Annotated in this window: 24 protein-coding genes; 15 read left to right on the forward strand and 9 right to left on the reverse strand. The window is 33.8% G+C overall.

Features of this window, described 5'->3' with window-relative positions:
• Entirely contained in the window at positions 1-549 is a 549-nt protein-coding gene (locus NMAR_RS04990; RefSeq protein WP_012215315.1) for a DNA-directed RNA polymerase subunit K, read from the forward strand.
• Between the two features lie 51 nt (positions 550-600).
• On the forward strand, positions 601-915 hold the full coding sequence (locus tag NMAR_RS04995; RefSeq protein WP_012215316.1) for an AlbA family DNA/RNA-binding protein: 315 nt from the start codon (positions 601-603) through the stop codon (positions 913-915).
• Here NMAR_RS04995 and NMAR_RS05000 read toward each other — a convergent pair.
• A complete protein-coding gene (locus tag NMAR_RS05000) occupies positions 912-1,328 on the reverse strand; it encodes a transcriptional regulator (RefSeq protein WP_012215317.1) in 417 nt (138 codons plus the stop codon). The two genes, NMAR_RS04995 and NMAR_RS05000, sit on opposite strands and share 4 nt — an antisense overlap.
• A 108-nt stretch (positions 1,329-1,436) precedes the next feature.
• Here NMAR_RS05000 and NMAR_RS05005 point away from each other — a divergent pair, with 108 nt between their 5' ends.
• On the forward strand, positions 1,437-2,381 hold the full coding sequence (locus NMAR_RS05005) for an asparagine synthase C-terminal domain-containing protein (RefSeq protein WP_148680110.1): 945 nt from the start codon (positions 1,437-1,439) through the stop codon (positions 2,379-2,381).
• A 2-nt stretch (positions 2,382-2,383) separates the two neighbouring features.
• Here NMAR_RS05005 and NMAR_RS05010 read toward each other — a convergent pair whose 3' ends face one another.
• The 4 genes from NMAR_RS05010 to NMAR_RS05025 form a co-directional block, all read right to left on the reverse strand.
• Complete coding sequence (locus NMAR_RS05010; RefSeq protein WP_014963322.1) at positions 2,384-2,521, reverse strand: YHS domain-containing protein; 138 nt, start codon at positions 2,519-2,521, stop codon at positions 2,384-2,386.
• Positions 2,522-2,569: 48 nt separating this feature from the next.
• A complete protein-coding gene (locus NMAR_RS05015; RefSeq protein WP_012215319.1) occupies positions 2,570-2,935 on the reverse strand; it encodes a DUF6659 family protein in 366 nt (121 codons plus the stop codon).
• 68 nt (positions 2,936-3,003) lie between these two features.
• Positions 3,004-4,104: an aldo/keto reductase gene (locus NMAR_RS05020; protein ID WP_012215320.1), complete on the reverse strand. Its 1,101-nt coding sequence runs from the start codon at positions 4,102-4,104 to the stop codon at positions 3,004-3,006.
• A gap of 30 nt (positions 4,105-4,134) precedes the next feature.
• Positions 4,135-5,025: a prenyltransferase gene (locus NMAR_RS05025; RefSeq protein ID WP_012215321.1), complete on the reverse strand. Its 891-nt coding sequence runs from the start codon at positions 5,023-5,025 to the stop codon at positions 4,135-4,137.
• Positions 5,026-5,110: 85 nt separating this feature from the next.
• Between NMAR_RS05025 and NMAR_RS05030 the strand changes: the two genes are divergently transcribed.
• Positions 5,111-5,314 carry a hypothetical protein gene (locus tag NMAR_RS05030; protein ID WP_148680111.1) on the forward strand — a complete coding sequence of 68 codons (204 nt, stop codon included), beginning with the start codon at positions 5,111-5,113 and terminating at the stop codon, positions 5,312-5,314.
• Positions 5,315-5,336: 22 nt separating this feature from the next.
• On the opposite strand, the gene NMAR_RS05035 is transcribed toward NMAR_RS05030, so the two are convergent.
• Positions 5,337-5,738, reverse strand: coding sequence for a DUF2203 domain-containing protein (locus NMAR_RS05035; RefSeq protein WP_012215322.1), 402 nt, complete (start codon positions 5,736-5,738; stop codon positions 5,337-5,339).
• A gap of 71 nt (positions 5,739-5,809) precedes the next feature.
• On the opposite strand from NMAR_RS05035, the gene NMAR_RS05040 reads away from it, so the two are divergent.
• Together NMAR_RS05040 and NMAR_RS05045 are read left to right on the forward strand one after the other, a co-directional pair.
• Complete coding sequence (locus NMAR_RS05040) at positions 5,810-6,088, forward strand: hypothetical protein (protein ID WP_148680112.1); 279 nt, start codon at positions 5,810-5,812, stop codon at positions 6,086-6,088.
• Positions 6,085-6,489, forward strand: coding sequence for a pyridoxamine 5'-phosphate oxidase family protein (locus tag NMAR_RS05045; RefSeq protein ID WP_012215324.1), 405 nt, complete (start codon positions 6,085-6,087; stop codon positions 6,487-6,489). The genes NMAR_RS05040 and NMAR_RS05045 overlap by 4 nt, the downstream gene beginning before the upstream one ends.
• 26 nt (positions 6,490-6,515) lie before the next feature.
• On the opposite strand, the gene NMAR_RS05050 is transcribed toward NMAR_RS05045, so the two are convergent.
• Positions 6,516-6,710: a hypothetical protein gene (locus tag NMAR_RS05050; RefSeq protein WP_148680113.1), complete on the reverse strand. Its 195-nt coding sequence runs from the start codon at positions 6,708-6,710 to the stop codon at positions 6,516-6,518.
• A 101-nt stretch (positions 6,711-6,811) separates the two neighbouring features.
• Between NMAR_RS05050 and NMAR_RS05055 the strand changes: the two genes are divergently transcribed.
• Both NMAR_RS05055 and NMAR_RS05060 read left to right on the forward strand, forming a co-directional pair.
• Positions 6,812-7,090 carry a peptidylprolyl isomerase gene (locus NMAR_RS05055; RefSeq protein ID WP_012215325.1) on the forward strand — a complete coding sequence of 93 codons (279 nt, stop codon included), beginning with the start codon at positions 6,812-6,814 and terminating at the stop codon, positions 7,088-7,090.
• A 13-nt stretch (positions 7,091-7,103) separates the two neighbouring features.
• Positions 7,104-7,379, forward strand: a complete 276-nt coding sequence (locus NMAR_RS05060) for a hypothetical protein (RefSeq protein ID WP_012215326.1) — start codon at positions 7,104-7,106, stop codon at positions 7,377-7,379.
• Here the strand turns inward: NMAR_RS05060 and NMAR_RS05065 are convergent.
• On the reverse strand, positions 7,376-8,884 hold the full coding sequence (locus tag NMAR_RS05065) for a DEAD/DEAH box helicase (RefSeq protein ID WP_012215327.1): 1,509 nt from the start codon (positions 8,882-8,884) through the stop codon (positions 7,376-7,378). The two genes, NMAR_RS05060 and NMAR_RS05065, sit on opposite strands and share 4 nt — an antisense overlap.
• A 172-nt stretch (positions 8,885-9,056) precedes the next feature.
• Between NMAR_RS05065 and NMAR_RS05070 the strand changes: the two genes are divergently transcribed.
• Positions 9,057-9,302: a hypothetical protein gene (locus NMAR_RS05070; RefSeq protein ID WP_012215328.1), complete on the forward strand. Its 246-nt coding sequence runs from the start codon at positions 9,057-9,059 to the stop codon at positions 9,300-9,302.
• Between the two features lie 23 nt (positions 9,303-9,325).
• Here the strand turns inward: NMAR_RS05070 and NMAR_RS05075 are convergent, their stop codons facing one another.
• Positions 9,326-9,556 carry a hypothetical protein gene (locus tag NMAR_RS05075; protein ID WP_238523216.1) on the reverse strand — a complete coding sequence of 77 codons (231 nt, stop codon included), beginning with the start codon at positions 9,554-9,556 and terminating at the stop codon, positions 9,326-9,328.
• A gap of 55 nt (positions 9,557-9,611) precedes the next feature.
• Here NMAR_RS05075 and NMAR_RS05080 point away from each other — a divergent pair, with 55 nt between their 5' ends.
• Genes NMAR_RS05080 through NMAR_RS05105 form a run of 6 tightly spaced genes read left to right on the forward strand, consistent with a single transcriptional unit; the run spans position 9,612 to position 16,997 of the window.
• A complete protein-coding gene (locus NMAR_RS05080) occupies positions 9,612-10,157 on the forward strand; it encodes a deoxycytidylate deaminase (protein ID WP_148680114.1) in 546 nt (181 codons plus the stop codon).
• Between the two features lie 4 nt (positions 10,158-10,161).
• Positions 10,162-12,720: a DNA-directed DNA polymerase I gene (locus NMAR_RS05085; protein ID WP_012215331.1), complete on the forward strand. Its 2,559-nt coding sequence runs from the start codon at positions 10,162-10,164 to the stop codon at positions 12,718-12,720.
• Between the two features lie 8 nt (positions 12,721-12,728).
• Positions 12,729-13,010: a SemiSWEET family sugar transporter gene (locus NMAR_RS05090; protein ID WP_012215332.1), complete on the forward strand. Its 282-nt coding sequence runs from the start codon at positions 12,729-12,731 to the stop codon at positions 13,008-13,010.
• A 39-nt stretch (positions 13,011-13,049) separates the two neighbouring features.
• The gene (gene tpiA / locus NMAR_RS05095) at positions 13,050-13,706 is read left to right on the forward strand and encodes a triose-phosphate isomerase (RefSeq protein ID WP_012215333.1); all 657 of its coding nucleotides are present in this window, start codon (positions 13,050-13,052) and stop codon (positions 13,704-13,706) included.
• A gap of 27 nt (positions 13,707-13,733) precedes the next feature.
• The gene (gene ppdK, locus NMAR_RS05100; RefSeq protein WP_012215334.1) at positions 13,734-16,397 is read left to right on the forward strand and encodes a pyruvate, phosphate dikinase; all 2,664 of its coding nucleotides are present in this window, start codon (positions 13,734-13,736) and stop codon (positions 16,395-16,397) included.
• Between the two features lie 42 nt (positions 16,398-16,439).
• Complete coding sequence (locus NMAR_RS05105; protein WP_012215335.1) at positions 16,440-16,997, forward strand: helix-turn-helix domain-containing protein; 558 nt, start codon at positions 16,440-16,442, stop codon at positions 16,995-16,997.

Here is a 16,997-nt window from a genome sequence, read left to right on the forward strand (position 1 = left end):
ATGATTAGATTATATAACGTTTTAAGAAAAAATCGGTACTTGTCTGATGCCAATAATACTGAAGTCGTAGAAGTCGCCGAAGATGAAATTCAATCAACTGAAGAGATTGCTGAACCAGAAGTTGAGACTAACGCAGGATTAAACAAAGCACTTGATACTTATCGAAAATTAATTGAAAAGAAAGTTGATGCTGAACCATTAACTGAAAAAGAACAAGATGATCTTGAAAAGAAGATCAAAGAGATTGAAAGTAGAGAAATTGTTGAAACAGTAGAAGAACATGACCCAGTAGAGATTCCTTGTGAAAAAAACAAGGTCACAATTGGCCCACCAACACTAACCAGATTTGAAAAGGCAAGAATCATGGGTGCAAGAGCATTGCAGTTGTCTCTAGGAGCACCACCATTTATCCCAATCCCAAAGACTGCAAGAATTTCATTGGATATTTCAATGGAAGAATTAGAACAAAGAGTGATCCCAATCACAATTAGAAGAGTTCTTCCAAACGGAGATTATCAGAATATCCCTATCGACTACTTTGAAAAATGAATCATTGGTCGATAAAACTTAAAAGAAGATAAAATTGCTGATTGTTGAATAATGCTCAATGACGAGACATATGAACCGCAAGGTCACGAGCAGACCGAAAAGTCTGATGAATCCATAGTGTATATTGGAAATGATCCTGTAATGCAATCTGCATTAGAAGTATTATCGATATTAGGAAATAAGAAAAAAATCACAATCAAATCAAAAGGGAATTCCATACCAAATGCAGTGGCAGTTGCAAATATCATTACAGAAAAGATGTTAAACGGGAATTCCAAAGTAGAGAAAATTAATCTCGATACCGATGCAGCAGCAGGTATCGGAAGAATGACTTCAACTATAGAAATTATTTTACTTAAGATCTAGTATACACTGCCTGGACCTTTAAGAAGCATATTTTCACATTCTTTGCAAACTTGCTCATCAATATCAGATTCCAAGTTATGATGTATCTCACAGATTAACAAACTTGATTTGATATAGTTGCACAATCCAATGAATTTAGACAAGCTAGATGGAGTGTATGCCATATCCGATGACAGATTATCACTTAGTTCATCAATCATGTCTGCAACTTGTTTTTCTGCCAAGAGTTTTGCAATTAAAGAAGGGTCACCTCTAGTACCTCGAATGTAATTACTAACTGCAGCTTGTGTAACTCCAAGCATTTTAGATATCTCATCTTCTCTAATGTTATGATCTTCAGCCAGTTTTTTTGCAAGAATTGCACGTAAGGCAGGAATTAGAGTTTTGGATTCAATCTCAGCAGGAAGTAGCATTTACTCAGAGGTATTTCATAATGAATTTAAAGTTTGCAGAAATTAGTCTGGCCAAATGATATCAATGTCAGGCATATCTATTTTAATTTCAAAAGATTCTATTTTGCATTGGATAACACCTCAAAGGATCTTTATGAGGCATTACAAGAATCATGTAATTCTTGCAAGTCAAATTTAATTTCTTTATCAGGAGGGCTAGATAGTTCAATTATCGCATATTTTCTCAAAGAAAGAAAACCAAACACATTAGCAATAATTGCAGAAGATTTTGTTTCAACAGATCTAACATACTGCCAACTAGTTTCAAAAGAAATGGATTTACCATTAACAATTTTCAATGTAAAAACTGCAGAAATTCTTGAAGCAGTTGAACAAACAATAAAAATTCTAAAAAACTTTAACGATATTGAAATTAGAAATAATGTTGTCATGTATCTTGCCATAAAATGGGCAAAAGATAATGGAGAAAAATCGATCATTACAGGAGATGGCGCAGATGAACTATTTGCAGGATATAATTTCCTAGTTCATAAATCAGAAGAAGAGTTAGAATCTGAGATCAATAGAGTCTGCTCAATTATGCATTTTCCAACACAAGGGATTGGCAAAGCATTAGGAATTAAGATAGAATCACCATTCTTGAGTGATAAAGTGATCAGTCTGGCAAAAAAAATACCTGCAAATTTGAAGGTAAAAGAAGAGAACAAGAAGAGACATGGAAAATGGATTTTACGTAAAACATTCGAGCCTTACATTCCAGAACAAATCACATGGAGGGAAAAATCACCAATGCAAGAAGGTTCAGGAACATCAGGGTTGACAAACCTGTTTGAATCAATCATTGAAGAAGAAAAGTATGTTGAAAAGAAATTAACTGTTGAAAAAGAAGACAATGTAGTCATCAGAAGTAGAGAATCAATGCACTATTATGAGATTTTTAAGAAATTATACGGTTCTCCTGTAGACAAAGAAGCAAAATCTGTGTGTCCGTACTGCAAACATAAAGTTGAGAATTCAAAATTTTGCAGAATGTGCGGTGCTTTTCCTATTTGATATTATTTGTATTTACGAGGTTTTTTGATAAATATTCTTCTACATCCATTACAACAAAAATAGAATTTCTTTCCATCATGTTCATGTAACAATGCTAGTTCTTCGTCAAGTTCAATTCCGCAAACAGGATCTACTGGCACAAGTTTTTCTTCTGTAAATTCTATTTATAGATTCACTAAAAGATCGTACTAAGAGTTAACAATTTCAAGGATTTTTTTTGGCAGAGCGCCATAATCAGAGTCAGGTTCTGCTGCAACATACAAAATATCTTCATTGATTGGAACGCTGATTGCTAAAGCACGTTCACGAGAAGCCAATGCAAAATTTACAGTTCCAAGTTGCTTATCAAACTCTCTTCTCATTTTTACACGTAAGGCAAGTTCCATGAAAATCATTTCGTCATCTTTTTCACTTTCCAATGGCTCAACATTTGGTTTCATCCCACCTGCAACCAATCGTCCTCGTTCATTAATTACACCAGCAAATCTGATTTTTGGGTCAGCGTCTTTGATGGTATCACAGATTTTTGAGTAATCATATATCTTTCCAGACATGCGTCTTGACTCAAAGATCCCCCACTTATTAGCTTTCTATAAAATTTTGAGGTTGAGATGATAAAATTCTAAGAAGTGAGTTTTTTCACAAGACTAAGAAATTCCTCATCAGAATAAGGAGGAATTTTCATCACTTCAAGATTCTCAGATACATGTTCTGCAGATTTTTGACCAACAAGAGGTGCAATAACTCCAGGAGATGAACGGATAAACTGCAATGCCCTCATTGAGGGTTTCAAATCACTAAATTCAGGCATAACACCAGGTTGCAATAATCTTCCTTGCATTAGCGGCACACTTGTGAAAACACCAATTCCCAATCTTGTTGCAGATTCTAAAACAGAAACAGGGTTGTTTTGAATTGTTTGAGTTTTTCCAAGTAATGCTTGATCATAATACAAGTTGAAAGGTAATTGAATGAACTTAAATCCGTGATTTTCTCCACCAACTTTTTTTGCCATGTTTACGGTGTCTTCTAATGAAAGGTATTGGGGATTGTCAGTTGAAACTCTAAAACATTCCCAGGTAGCCATTCCGTAAAATTTGATTTTTCCTTCATCACGTTTTTGTTCATATAACTCAAAAACAGTTTGGAGATTCTGCAAAAATTGTTCTCTTGAAACATCTTTAATTTGTCCTTCAACTGCATTGTGAAGGTACATCAAGTCAACACATTCCAAATCAAGATTTTTCAAACTACGATCTAACTGATCAGAGAGATAGGCAGGAGTCATACAATGATAACCTGAAGTAATATCTCCTTCTTTGACAACGCCTTTTTGAGTATATTCTTCTTTTACATATTCCCAAAAACCTAACTGAACATCAGCATCATTTGTAACATATCCATTTTTTGTAGAGACAAATATTTGATCACGGGAAATTTTATTTTCTTGAATTAGCTCAGAGATTGCTTTTCCAACAGATCTCTCTGCTTTTTGAGAACGATAGTTTATTGCAGTATCAATTACATTGACACCAGATAAGATAGATTGTTTTACTGCACCAGATACTAGTTCATCAGTTCTAGTATCAGGATCACCAAGATAGGTTCCAATTCCAATGTTGGACAAAGTCAGATTTTCAAATTCTTTAAAATTGTCTTGATTTACGCCTGAGTTTTGGGCAAATTGTTTGGTTCCTTCAGGGGTTGCAAATCCAGAAATCATATTTTGTCTAAATTTTTACTAAATTTATGTTTAAACTGTAATGCCAATCAAAAAACTCAGGACAAACAGTGCACCAGTAATTCTGCTAAACATCAAGGTGGAGGACATGAAAGGAACTAGTTTTTCAACAGAATCATAAGTCTTTTTCAAACCAAATCCAGATTTTATTACAAGAGGAACGCTAAGAAAGGTAACCAAAGTGATTGTTGGAAATAGATTCAAAGATACTCCCAAAATTATTACACAATAAGAAACAATAGGAAATATCCAAAATAGTTTTGTTGCCTTTTGCTTGCCAACTGCAATAACTAACGTTTTTCTTCCTTTTGACTTGTCAGCATCATGATCAGGAAATGATGCAATGAATAACACTAGAGAAGACAGCGAACCTACCACAATTCCTGCAAGAATGGATTCCACAGTAATTTGTCCAGATTGAATGAAGAAAGTACCAAGTACAATCATAGAACCTTTTACTGCAACAAAAAATTCACCTAATCCAGAATCAACAATTTTTGTAGAGTAAAAGTAGATGGATAATATTGCAAAACCAAGAATGACTGCAATGATTATTCCATCAGTAATTACAAAATATGCACCAATTGCAGAGCCTATTACCAAAAATGCAATTCCTGCACGATAAACACTAGATGGTTTGAGTAATCCTTCAGGTAAAACACCTGTTCCACCACTCATCTTTGTTTTTGGGGTTTTGGCATCTATACCACGTTTAAAATCCCAAAAATCATTTAGCAAATCAACACTAGCATGTAATGCCATAACTCCTGCAAAAGTCAAAAATGCATCAAACGGTTCAATGGTTGAATTTTGCCACCAATTTAGAGCAAGACCAACAGATACTGCAATTACTGACGCCAAAAGAAAGCGAATTCGAATAACCCTAAACCATACTGAGAGCATCAAAAATAATACAGTTTTTCAGTATAATATTCATGAGATTGAGCGTTAGATCATTATTTATAAAAAAAATCAACCAAACCTTATCATGATTATTGGTAGAATTTTAGAAAATGAAAAGAAAGTAAAATTCGATGAAGAGATTATTTGCACAAATTGCGGTAAAAAAGTACCAGGAGGTCTCCAAACAGGTGAATCATACTACCAAACACAAGAATTTCAAGTAGAGTTGGAGAATTTTAAGAAAAATTATCTTTGTGGAATTTGCAGAGATAAGAAACGTAGAGACTAAAGTTGTAAAATTTTTGAGAAAATCAGACTAGAGATTCATCACTTACTTCAATAGGTTTTCTACCCATAAATCCAGAGTCTTTTTCATGCCAGAATTTTATTTCTGTTTCACCATACTTCCAGCACAACCAAACTTCATCATCAAATCGTTTGGAAGGAAAATCTAGCAATCCTTGTTCTATACTTTTTACAACAACTCCAGTACTCTCAAGAATTTCAACTGCCTCATAAAATTTGGTGATTGCAGAGTTTAGTTGTTGTTTTAAAGTCACATATTCTTCAAAGGAATTAGTTGTAGACACACTCATTTGTAATTGCTGTTCAAGTTTTTTTACTTCATTTTGTTTTGCCAAAGCATATTCGTATTTTTTTATCACATCAGGAAGTGCTTCATTTGCTTCATTTGTAGTAAAAAATGAGAACATGTAAACTCTGAATGGTTCTGAATTAAAAATCTTAGGTGCAGATTTATTAGTAAAACTACATGATGAAAAACATGAGTGAAGAACAATTAGAGGCACTAATAGTTCAAACAATCAATGGTGCTGTAGCAACAATTCCAGCATATCTTGACGAGATAAAAGAAAACAAAGAAGTTCTAAAAGTAGAAGACCCAAAAGAGTTTGTTTATGGAATTGTGATGGGCATGGCATTAGGAATGAGTGGAGCAATACTTAGTGCACAAAAAGAAATGCCAACACCAGAAGATCAAATCAAAGTGAGAGACATTGTCTACAAACACATACCAGAGATTAGAGAACGGATTTTCAATTGATAGAATTTAGTGAAAAAGAAACAGAGTTTCTCAATTCATTAGAGGAGGCTAGAATAGCAACATCACATGAAGACATTCCACATGTAAAGCCAGTATCTTTTGTATTATACAAAAATGCAATTATTGTTGCAACAGATTATGAAACAAGAACGTACAAGAATCTAAAAACAAATCCAAACACAAGTGTAACAATTGACATTTACAAATCAGGAGGACACAAGGCAATAGTAATCCAAGGACAGACAGAGATTATAGAAAACGGAAAAGAATTTCAAAAATTTTATGAAATATTCCATGAAAAATTTGAATGGGTTCGACGAGATCCTTGGAAAGAAAATGAAGCACCATTTCTAAAAATTATCCCCAGTAACAAAAGCAGTTGGGGTCTAAACACAAAATAATATTCTTTTACAGTTAAGGGAAGATTTTATTTTCTTTTACTCTTTAGTTTTTTTGCTCGAGGTTTTGTTCTGAGTAAACGTCCACAGCAAGGACACCACAATCCTTCCCAATCAATGAACAGTTCACATTCAGGACATCTCTTTTGTCCCAGATCATATCTACTACCATCAAGACCAGTACTTGTTGCCTTGTATTTCTTACAAGATCCATTACAATGCACAAAAGATTATGAAATGAGATATAGAAAAACAATTTCATTATTTTCAAATGTTGAAGAATTAACACCCCAACAAATAAAGAACACACCCAAAAGAATAGAGCATGTCAAACAAAATCAAATGTTCACACATCCTTGTTTCAAAACAAAGTGAAGCACTTGCAATAATGGAGAAATTAAAGAGTGGAGAAAAATTTGGAAAATTGGCAAAAGAACTTTCCATTGATTCAGGAAGTGCCAAAAAAAATGGAAATCTAGGATATTTTACAAAAGGCATGATGGTTAAGCCCTTTGAAGATGCAGCATTCAAGTTACAAGTTGGAGAGGTATCTGAGCCAATAAAATCAGAGTTCGGATATCATATTATCAAGAGATTCGGATAATTTAGTCACAGATATGGCAGTACTTACAGAAAATGCAATAGAAGAAATTTTAGATTATTTAGAAAAATCAATCACAAATCTAGCCAAAGATGCATTTGAGAATTTAGAAGTAAGTGGAGGATTTGAAGGAACAATAAATTTTCTAGAAAGTCAATTTGAAATCAGATTAGAGAATTTACTTGTGGCAAAAGGTTCCAGTACACATCATTTAGAATCAGGAATGAAAAATAAAATTATTCAAAGAAAACAAGTAATTATTCAAAACATTACTAAACAATACAAAAATTAGATAAACGCATCTAATCCTGTCTTTTTAGAAACAACTTCTTGATTTTTTTCCAATACCTTAGTCATTTTATCACCCATTGCTTTTGATGCAGACATTTTTCGTTTACCAATCCAATAGTATGTCTCATCAATAGTATTTTTTGCAATTAGAACAACTAGTTTTCCAGTATCTTTTCTTCCAGTTCTACCTCGTCTTTGAATAAATCTAACAGAGCTAGGAACATTATCATAAAAGATAACTTGGTTTACTTCAGCAATATCCAACCCTTCTTCACCAACACGAGTTGCAATTAAAACATCAAAGATACCATCACGAAACTTTTGTACAATTTCAATTTGCTTTTTTTGTTTTAGGCCGGTTTCACCTGCTTTACCAATCAGAATTCCCGCAGAAACTCCAAGTTCAGTCAATTTACTATGAATTAAATCAACAGAATCACGATAGCTTGTAAAAATCAAAGCCTTTCCAGGTACAGATTCTATGATATCTTTTAGTTTAGGAATCTTAGAATGTTCAATTCCCCTAGATTGAGCTTCTTTTGCAAGATGTACTGCACGAGTAAAATTTGGGTCAACCTCAAAGAGTTCCTTTACTCCTGCACCTTTTTTTGCCTTGGCACGCTCACAGAACTTCAAAAACGGCGTAATTCCATGTGCCTCTAAGATGTTTAGTGCATAGTGAATTCTAATTGCAGTGAATAGTGGTTTTGCAGAACGTCTATTCTGATTTAATACAAATTGTCTAATTCTTAATAGAGCAGAAAGTGATTGTTGTTCAGCTAGTTTGATTCCATTATCACGTAATGTTTGATATCTTTGATCAAGGGCTAATTTCAATAATGTTTGAATTGTTTTTAGTTCTGGTGGGAGTTCAACATTTATCCATTCAGTGTTGGTCTCCTGAGTATATGGTTTGACATCAGGACTATTTTCTGTTCTTTCAGCAACACTTGCAATTTTTAATTTAGTTAAAATTTCAGTTGCCTTGTCTTTTTCACTAGGCAATGTTGCAGTCATTCCAACAATTCTTCCATCAGAATTAACAAAACGTTCTGCGATTCCAGAATATGCATAATCTCCAACTGTTCTATGTACTTCATCAAATATTATGAGATTAAATTGGTTAGACGAAACAATTCCCCTATCCAAATCATTTTTTGCAATTTCAGGAGTGGCGCAAATTACACTGTTATTCCAAAGTTTGGTTCTTTTTTGAATAGTATCCTCACCAGTTATTAGAGAAATGTCATCTAATGTTAGATTCTCTTTTAGAAATTCATAATGTTGGTTTACAAGTACTCTTGTAGGTGCTAAAAACAATGCACCGCCAGTACCTTTGGAGAGATATTCCGCAATAACTTGTAATGCAATTGCAGTTTTTCCAAGACCAGTTGGCAAAACTACAATACAATTTTCAGAGATAGCCTGATTTGCAAGGTTTACTTGGTAATCTCGCTTTTCAATAGAGTCTTTTTTGACATATCTTTTTTCAATAAATTCAGTCAACGTATAAAGAAAATTTGTAATTTATCGATTTTATGCTTTCGTGTAGTTAACCATTGACAAATGTATACTCTTTAGTTTCAAATTAACAAAAATTTGTGCCTAAGAGAGGCATTTTTTCTAAAAAAATCAAAAAAACAAGTCCATTTTTATCCCATTATTGCAAGATAAAGTCATGAGTGAGAAAAATCCCAATGAGGAATATTTTCAATCATTGCTAGAGTCATTAAACAAAGATCCTAATTGGAGAACAGTGGAAGAACAATTAGAAAAATACGAGTTGATCAAAAAAGATCTCACACCAGAACAACAAGCAATAATTTCAGAGATGGGAAGAGCAATGTTAGCACTTGCAGACTCGCAACCAAAAATTATAATTGACAAATTCTTAGAATTGGTCAAAAATCTCGATAAAAAGTAAAAAAGAAAAAATGAGAAAGAAAACTATTCTAGTTTTTTCTTTGCTCGGTTAATCATAGCAGTCTCCTCTCGAAGATGCTTTTTCAGTAATCGCTCATGTGCTTTTTTGTGAACACTGTAAGCTTTGTTCAAAGATTTCTTGGTCTTTGCTTTTTTTACAGCATTGTTGAATTTTTTGTGAATAGCGTTTACTTCAGCAGTATAACTTGCCATCAAATCTCCAGTTTGGAGGAAGTTAAAGAAGTTTGTGTACATGTTGTTCACGAACATATTGATCGCAAAAAAATCAGAATTTAACGTGATCCATATATTGAACAGACCAACAGAATTGGTATTGAGTACTTTTGAGAGACCAAACTGGGACGAATATTTTATGCTACAAGCAGAACTTGCTAAGCTACGTTCAAACTGCATCACAAGACAAGTTGGAGCAGTAATTGTGAGAAATCACAGACAGTTAGCAACAGGGTACAACGGGACACCTCCGGGAATCAAAAATTGTTTTGATGGAGGTTGTAAGAGATGCCAATTGAGAATGGAAGGAAAAATAGAATCAGGTGCATCACTTGACAGATGTCTATGTAACCACGCAGAAGCCAATGCAATAATGCATTGTGCAATACTAGGAATTGAAGCAGGTATAGAAGGAGCAGTTCTGTATACGACATTTGTTCCATGCCTAGAATGCACCAAAATGGCAATAACAATAGGAATTAGAAAATTTGTATGCCTTGACTCTTATCCAGAAACAGACTTTGATTTGCTAAAAGAAGCAGGAGTAGAAGTCATACAATTAGATAAAGCAAAAATTGCAAAATGGGCTCAAGAACTAGTTAACAAATACAATTCTGGATGATAAAATGCAAGTCAACATGGAAGAAACTAAAAAAATAGAATCAATGCCGCCATCCATGTTAGTATCAGCTACATATGATAATAATTCAAAATCAGCAGTTTTAAAATTCTATGAACCAGAATCTCAAAAATTATTTTTGTGGAAAGATGAAATTGGTCACAAACCATATTGTTATTCACGATTAGCTCCAGATGAATTAGATTTTCTTCAAGAAAGAGATGATGTTTTAGAAATCAAAACAACTCAAAGATATGATTTAATCAAAGATAAAGAAATTGACATGTCAAAGATTACAGTAGCAGATCCTCTTGCAATCGGAGGAACTGCAGGAGACAAGAGTATTAGAAATGTAATAGAGACATGGGAATCAGACATCAAATATTATGAAAATTATCTATATGATAGAAAACTAATAGTTGGAAAATATTACGAAATCAAAGATGGGAAAATAGTATCACATGATCTTGAGATTTCTGATGAAGTAAAGATTGCTTTGAAGAGTTTGTTGTGGGATAAAGTAGATAGTGAAAGCATGGTAGATGCTGAAGGATTCAAAAAGTTTGTTTCAGAGTGGGCAGATTTGCTCAATCAACCTATTCCAAAAATAAAACGACTCAGTGTAGATATTGAAGTAGAAGCAGAGATTGGAAGAATTCCCGACCCAAAAATTGCCGAAAAGAAAGTCACTGCAATTGGATTGAAAGGTTCTGATGGATTTGACCAGATTTTTGTGCTCAAAACAGAGGGAACTGAACAAGGAACAAACGAATTGGACCAAAATATCAAAGTGACATTTTATGATTTAGACAAAGAAAAAGAGATGATTTATGATGCATTTAAGATAATCAAAGAATTTCCATTTGTTGTAACATACAATGGCGATGAATTTGATTTACCATATTTGTACAACAGAGCAGAAAGATTGGGAATAAAGAGTTCAGAGAATCCATTTTACATGATGAGGGATTCTGCAACACTCAAACACGGAGTTCATCTTGATTTGTATAGAACGTTTTCAAATAGATCATTTCAAATCTATGCCTTTAGTCAAAAATATACAAATTTCTCATTAAATGAAGTTTCAAAGGCACTACTTGGAAAAGAGAAAATAGACTATGGATTAGAGTTTGATCAACTAACACTATACCAAACTGCAAACTATTGTTATAATGACGCTCTGTTAACCTATGAACTTACAAGTTTTAACAGCGAATTGTTAATGCAACTACTTGTAATCATTGCAAGAATTGGAAGAATGCCAATTGACGATATTGCAAGAATGGGAGTATCACAATGGATTCGTAGTCTTTTGTATTATGAACACAGAAAGAGAAATTGTCTAATTCCAAAAAGACAGGAGCTTGAAAGAAGATCAGAAGGAGTAATGTCAGATGCAGTAATCAAAGATAAAAAATACAGAGGAGGTCTAGTTGTTGAACCAAAAGAAGGAATACATTTTGATGTAGTAGTAATGGACTTTGCAAGTCTATATCCAAGCATTATCAAGGTTAGAAATCTATCATATGAAACAGTCAGATGTCCACATGAGGATTGTAAGAGAAATGAAGTTCCAGGAACAAATCACTGGACTTGCTCAAAGAAGAACGGTCTAACATCCATGATTATTGGCTCACTAAGGGATTTGAGGGTAAATTACTACAAGAGTTTATCAAAAAAAGAGACGCTAACTGATGAGCAAAGGCAGCAATACACAGTAGTCAGCCAAGCACTCAAGGTAATTCTAAACGCAAGCTATGGGGTAATGGGAGCTGAAATATTTCCATTGTATTTCCTTCCTGCAGCAGAAGCTACAACTGCAATTGGTAGACATACAATTCTAGAGACTATCAAAAAATGTGAATCTGCAGGTATTGAAGTTCTTTATGGAGATACAGACTCGTTGTTTATCAAGAATCCAACCAAGGAACAAATCCAAATTGTAATTGATCAAGCAAAAAAAGATCATGGTGTTGATTTAGAAATTGACAAGACATACAGGTACTGTGTACTTAGTAACAGAAAGAAAAACTATCTTGGAGTTACCAAAGAAGGAAAAGTAGATGTCAAAGGACTCACAGGAAAAAAATCACACACTCCGCCATTTATCAAAAAATTATTTTATGAATTACTTGATGTTTTATCTAAAGTTCAGACAATAGAAGATTTCGAGAAAGCAAAAAAAGAGATTTCTGAAAAAATTGCAACCTGTGGCAAAAAAGTAGAGGCAAAAGAGATACCATTAGAAGATTTGACATTTAACGTAATGCTTAGTAAAGCTCCATCAGAATACACAAAAACAATTCCACAACACATACGTGCAGCAAAACAACTTGAAACTATACGAGAGATAAAGAAAGGAGACAGAATTTCTTACATCAAAATTCTAAACAAGCCAGGGGTCAAACCAGTGGAAATGGCAAAAAAAGAGGAAATCGATTCTAAAAAATACATGGAGTTTATGGAATCAACACTTGAGCAAATCACATCATCAATGGATTTGGATTTTGATACAATTTTAGGAAAACCAAAACAGACAGGATTAGACGAATTTTTCTGGAATTAGTGAATAAAATGGAAGTTGATGGAACACTACTAACAATTCTAGGAGTAGCTGCAGGAATTTTAATTCTGACTGGATGGGTAGAGCAAATCTACAAGGGCTACAAGACAAAAAGTCTCAAAGATGTATCAAAATTTTTAATGATATTCATATCAGCAGGTGCAATTTTGTGGTTAATCTATGGAATAATAGTTGAAGACGTATTCATCATTGGAACAAATCTAGCTGCAATTGCATTGATGATGATTGTACTAGCTATGAAGAAGACATATGATAAAAAATTAAGAAGTTAAATTAAAGATTAAATACAATACAAGAAGGTTCAAAGAAAGATGTTTGTTATTAATTGTAAAAACTATGAAGAGATTTCAGGTGAAAAGATTACTAAATTTGTAAAGACTGCTGAAAAAGTATCAAAAAAATTCAAAGTAAAAATTGCAATTTGCCCACCTCAGCATTTGATTGGCGTTGTTGCAAACAGTTCAATTCCAATTTTTGCACAACACATTGATGATTCCAAAGTAGGTAGCACAACTGGATTTGTAATTCCAGAATTGTTAAAAAAATCCCAAGTAAATGGATCACTAATCAATCATAGCGAACATAGAATTTCATCAAAAGAGATCACAAAACTAGTATCAAAACTAAAAGAATTGAAGATGACATCAATTGTTTGTGTAAAAGATGTTGCTGAAGCAAGAAAATATGCAAAACTAAACCCAAATTATATTGCAATAGAGCCACCAGAGCTTATTGGATCAGGGAAAGCAGTGTCAACTGAAAGACCAGAATTAATTACAAAAGCAGCAAATGCTGTAAAAAGTGCAAATAACAATACAAAACTTCTTTGTGGTGCAGGAATTGTTTCTGGACAAGATGTTTCAAAGGCAGTAGAATTAGGATCAAAAGGGATCCTTGTGGCAAGCGGCATTATCAAAGCAAAGAATTGGGACAAAATAATTTCTGAATTTGCCAAGGCATTAGTTTAAAAAGCCAAAAAATTTACGCATTCTTGCATGGCAAAAACAAAACCAGTTTATGCATTTGAAGAGGCAGACAGCAAACAAAGAATGCTTCTAGGCGGAAAAGGAGCAGGATTAAGCGAGATGACTCGATTAAAACTCCCTGTACCTCCAGGATTCACAATCACAACTGAGGTTTGTAACAAGTATTACGAAAACAATCGAAAGCTACCAAAAGACGTCATGCCATCAGTGATGAAAAACATTGAAAAAATTGAAAAAAAGACTGGAAAAAAATGGAATTCAACAAAGAATCCATTACTAGTATCAGTAAGATCTGGCGCAGCAATTTCAATGCCAGGAATGATGGATACAATTTTGAATTTAGGATTAAATGAAAAAACAGTTGAGGGGTTAGCAACACAAACACAGAACCCACGTTTTGCTTGGGATTCTTATCGAAGATTTATCCAATTATTTGGAAAAGTTGTATTTGGAGTAAATGATGAAAAATTTGATCATGTGTTAGAGTCTGCAAAGACCAAACAAAAAGTAAAAGATGACAGTCAACTAAATGTAGAATCTTTAAAGAAAATCGTATCAGAGTATAAAAAAATCTGTGAAAAACACACAAAAAGAAAATTCCCAGATTCGCCTAATGAGCAATTAGGATTAGCAATTGAAGCAGTTTTCAAAAGTTGGATGGGAGAAAGAGCAATAGTTTATCGTGAAAAAAATAACATTACAAAAGATATTGCAAATGGAACAGCAGTCAATGTTGTTACCATGGTATTTGGAAACATGGGAGATGACAGTGCCACAGGTGTAGTCTTTACAAGAAATGGGCATAATGGTAAAAAGGAAATTGAGGGAGAATATCTAATCAATGCACAAGGTGAAGATGTAGTTGCAGGAGTTAGGACTGGAAAGAATGTTGCATTACTCAAAAAAGAGATGCCAAAATCCCATAAAGAATTATCTGATGCATGTTCAAAATTAGAAAAACACTTCAGAGAACCACAAGACATCGAATTTACAATTGAACAAGGCAAATTCTACTTGTTACAAACAAGAACTGCAAAGATGAGTGCAGGTGCACTAGTAAAAACATCAGTAGACATGGTAAAAGAGAAATTAATTGATAAAAACAAAGCACTTACAAGAATTCCAGCACAACAACTTGAAGCATTACTCCACAGAACAATGGATGAGTCAAAACTAAAAAACTATAAACAATTAGCAAAAGGAATTGCAGCATCACCAGGTGCAGCAAGTGGAATTGCAGTATTTGATGTAAAAAAAGCAATCGAGTTAGGAGAAGCAGGAAAGAAAGTAATTCTAATCAGAAAAGAAACAAAACCTGAAGACGTTCCAGCATTCTTTTCATCAGAAGGAGTATTGACAAGTTTGGGAGGAAAATCATCTCATGCAGCAATTGTCTCAAGAGGAATGGGCAAACCATGTATCGTAGGATGTGCAGAATTGAAAATTGATTATGACAAGAACACATGTACTGCAAACGGTAAGACCGTAAAGGAAGGAGAAGTTATTTCAATTAATGGTAGTGTCGGTACTGTTTTCATCGGAGAAGTTCCAACAGTAGAGCCAAAAGTAACTAAAGACTTTGAACAAATTCTAGATTGGGCACAAAAAACCAAGGTTCTAGGAATCAGAGCAAATGCAGATACTCCTGAGGCTGCAAAACTTGCTAGAAAATTCGGAGGACAAGGTATTGGATTATGTAGAACAGAGAGAATGTTCAATGCAAATGACAGAATCGGCCTGTTTGTAGACATGATTATGGCTGAAAATGCCGAAAAAAGAGCAATAGTTCTAAAGAAATTAGGACAATTACAAAAAAGTGACTTTAAACAAATTCTAAAAGCAATGGAAGGATACGAAGTTACAATCAGACTATTAGATCCTCCACTACACGAATTCTTGCCGAACCCTGAAGAGTTATCAGAAAAAATTCAGAAATTAAAAGCAAAGAAAGCAACTAAAGAAATCAAAAAGGCTGAAGTAGTTCTAAAAAGAGCAAGAGAGCTTGCAGAAGTAAACCCAATGATGGGTCACAGAGGTGTTAGAGTTGGAGTAACATATCCTGAAATTTACGAGATGCAAATTCGTGCAGTCTTTGAAGCACTAGTTGATTTGACAAAACAAAAAGTAAAGGCACACCCACAAATCATGATTCCTCAAATCAGCAGTATTGCAGAATTGAATCATATCAAGAAAATTTATGACAAAATAAAGAAAGAAGTTGAAACTAAAAACAAGATGAAATTAAAAATTAACTTTGGTACTATGATCGAAGTAGTAAGAGCTGCATTAACAGCAAATGAACTTGCAACTACTGCAGAATTCTTTAGCTTTGGTACCAATGACCTTACTCAAGGAACATTTAGTTTCAGCAGAGAAGATGTAGAAGGAAAATTCCTTCCAGAGTACATGGAGAAAGAACTACTTGAAAGAAGTCCATTCCAATCAATTGATGTAAACGGTGTTGGAAGTCTAATTAAAATTGGAATTGATCATGGTCGCGGAATAAGAAAAAATATGGAAGTTGGAATTTGTGGAGAACATGGAGGAGACCCTGATTCAATCAAATTCTGCCATGGCGCAAAACTAAGCTATGTTAGTGCATCACCACACAGAATTCCTATTGCCATTGTTGCAGCAGCCCAGGCAGCAATTGAACAATCAAAGAAAAAATAATCCAGTATCATTTAATAGAGATTAATCATTACTAAATCTCAAATGCTCCCAAATGTTGAATCAATAAAGCAAATGAGACAGAAATTAGGAATTACTCAGAAAAAACTTGCCAGCATGACTGGAGTCAGTACATCTATGATTAACCAGATAGAATCAGGAAGAAGCCAACCAAGTTATGAAACTGCAAAAAAGATTTTTGAGAATCTATCAAATTTGGAGAGCAGATCATCATCTCACAAAGCAGGAGACTTTTGTAGTCAAGACATTGTAAAGCTAAAACCATCCAATACATTACATGATGCAATCAAAAAGATGCATCAATTATCAATCAGTCAAATTCCAGTTTTTGAAGGAAAAGAGATAGTTGGTGTTGTATCTGAAGATGGAATTGTCAAACATCTTGCAGATGTAGGTGAAGCTGAACTAAAGAACGCAAAACTTGCAGATACGATGGATCCAGTTCCACCAATAGTCGACTTTGAAACACCAGCAAACGTTCTTGTTCCATTAATTAGATATTCCAAATGTATTCTAGTTACAAAGAAATCAAAGATAATGGGAATTATCACCGCATCAGATACATTGAAAATGATGGAATAA

The organism is Nitrosopumilus maritimus SCM1 (genome assembly GCF_000018465.1).
Lineage (GTDB): Archaea > Thermoproteota > Nitrososphaeria > Nitrososphaerales > Nitrosopumilaceae > Nitrosopumilus > Nitrosopumilus maritimus.

What these genes read in the sequence shown, in the direction of transcription:
- NMAR_RS05075 (WP_238523216.1), bottom strand. Translation starts at nt 9,556, where the DNA reads ATGTACACAAACTTCTTTAACTTCCTCCAAACTGGAGATTTGATGGCA.
- NMAR_RS05105 (WP_012215335.1), top strand. Translation starts at nt 16,440, where the DNA reads ATGCTCCCAAATGTTGAATCAATAAAGCAAATGAGACAGAAATTAGGA.
- NMAR_RS05055 (WP_012215325.1), top strand. Translation starts at nt 6,812, where the DNA reads ATGTCAAACAAAATCAAATGTTCACACATCCTTGTTTCAAAACAAAGT.
- NMAR_RS05015 (WP_012215319.1), bottom strand. Translation starts at nt 2,935, where the DNA reads ATGTCTGGAAAGATATATGATTACTCAAAAATCTGTGATACCATCAAA.
- NMAR_RS05060 (WP_012215326.1), top strand. Translation starts at nt 7,104, where the DNA reads ATGGCAGTACTTACAGAAAATGCAATAGAAGAAATTTTAGATTATTTA.
- tpiA (WP_012215333.1), top strand. Translation starts at nt 13,050, where the DNA reads ATGTTTGTTATTAATTGTAAAAACTATGAAGAGATTTCAGGTGAAAAG.
- ppdK (WP_012215334.1), top strand. Translation starts at nt 13,734, where the DNA reads ATGGCAAAAACAAAACCAGTTTATGCATTTGAAGAGGCAGACAGCAAA.
- NMAR_RS05000 (WP_012215317.1), bottom strand. Translation starts at nt 1,328, where the DNA reads ATGCTACTTCCTGCTGAGATTGAATCCAAAACTCTAATTCCTGCCTTA.
- NMAR_RS05020 (WP_012215320.1), bottom strand. Translation starts at nt 4,104, where the DNA reads ATGATTTCTGGATTTGCAACCCCTGAAGGAACCAAACAATTTGCCCAA.
- NMAR_RS04990 (WP_012215315.1), top strand. Translation starts at nt 1, where the DNA reads ATGATTAGATTATATAACGTTTTAAGAAAAAATCGGTACTTGTCTGAT.
- NMAR_RS05030 (WP_148680111.1), top strand. Translation starts at nt 5,111, where the DNA reads ATGATTATTGGTAGAATTTTAGAAAATGAAAAGAAAGTAAAATTCGAT.
- NMAR_RS04995 (WP_012215316.1), top strand. Translation starts at nt 601, where the DNA reads ATGCTCAATGACGAGACATATGAACCGCAAGGTCACGAGCAGACCGAA.
- NMAR_RS05025 (WP_012215321.1), bottom strand. Translation starts at nt 5,025, where the DNA reads ATGCTCTCAGTATGGTTTAGGGTTATTCGAATTCGCTTTCTTTTGGCG.
- NMAR_RS05085 (WP_012215331.1), top strand. Translation starts at nt 10,162, where the DNA reads ATGCAAGTCAACATGGAAGAAACTAAAAAAATAGAATCAATGCCGCCA.
- NMAR_RS05040 (WP_148680112.1), top strand. Translation starts at nt 5,810, where the DNA reads ATGAGTGAAGAACAATTAGAGGCACTAATAGTTCAAACAATCAATGGT.
- NMAR_RS05090 (WP_012215332.1), top strand. Translation starts at nt 12,729, where the DNA reads ATGGAAGTTGATGGAACACTACTAACAATTCTAGGAGTAGCTGCAGGA.
- NMAR_RS05070 (WP_012215328.1), top strand. Translation starts at nt 9,057, where the DNA reads ATGAGTGAGAAAAATCCCAATGAGGAATATTTTCAATCATTGCTAGAG.
- NMAR_RS05035 (WP_012215322.1), bottom strand. Translation starts at nt 5,738, where the DNA reads ATGTTCTCATTTTTTACTACAAATGAAGCAAATGAAGCACTTCCTGAT.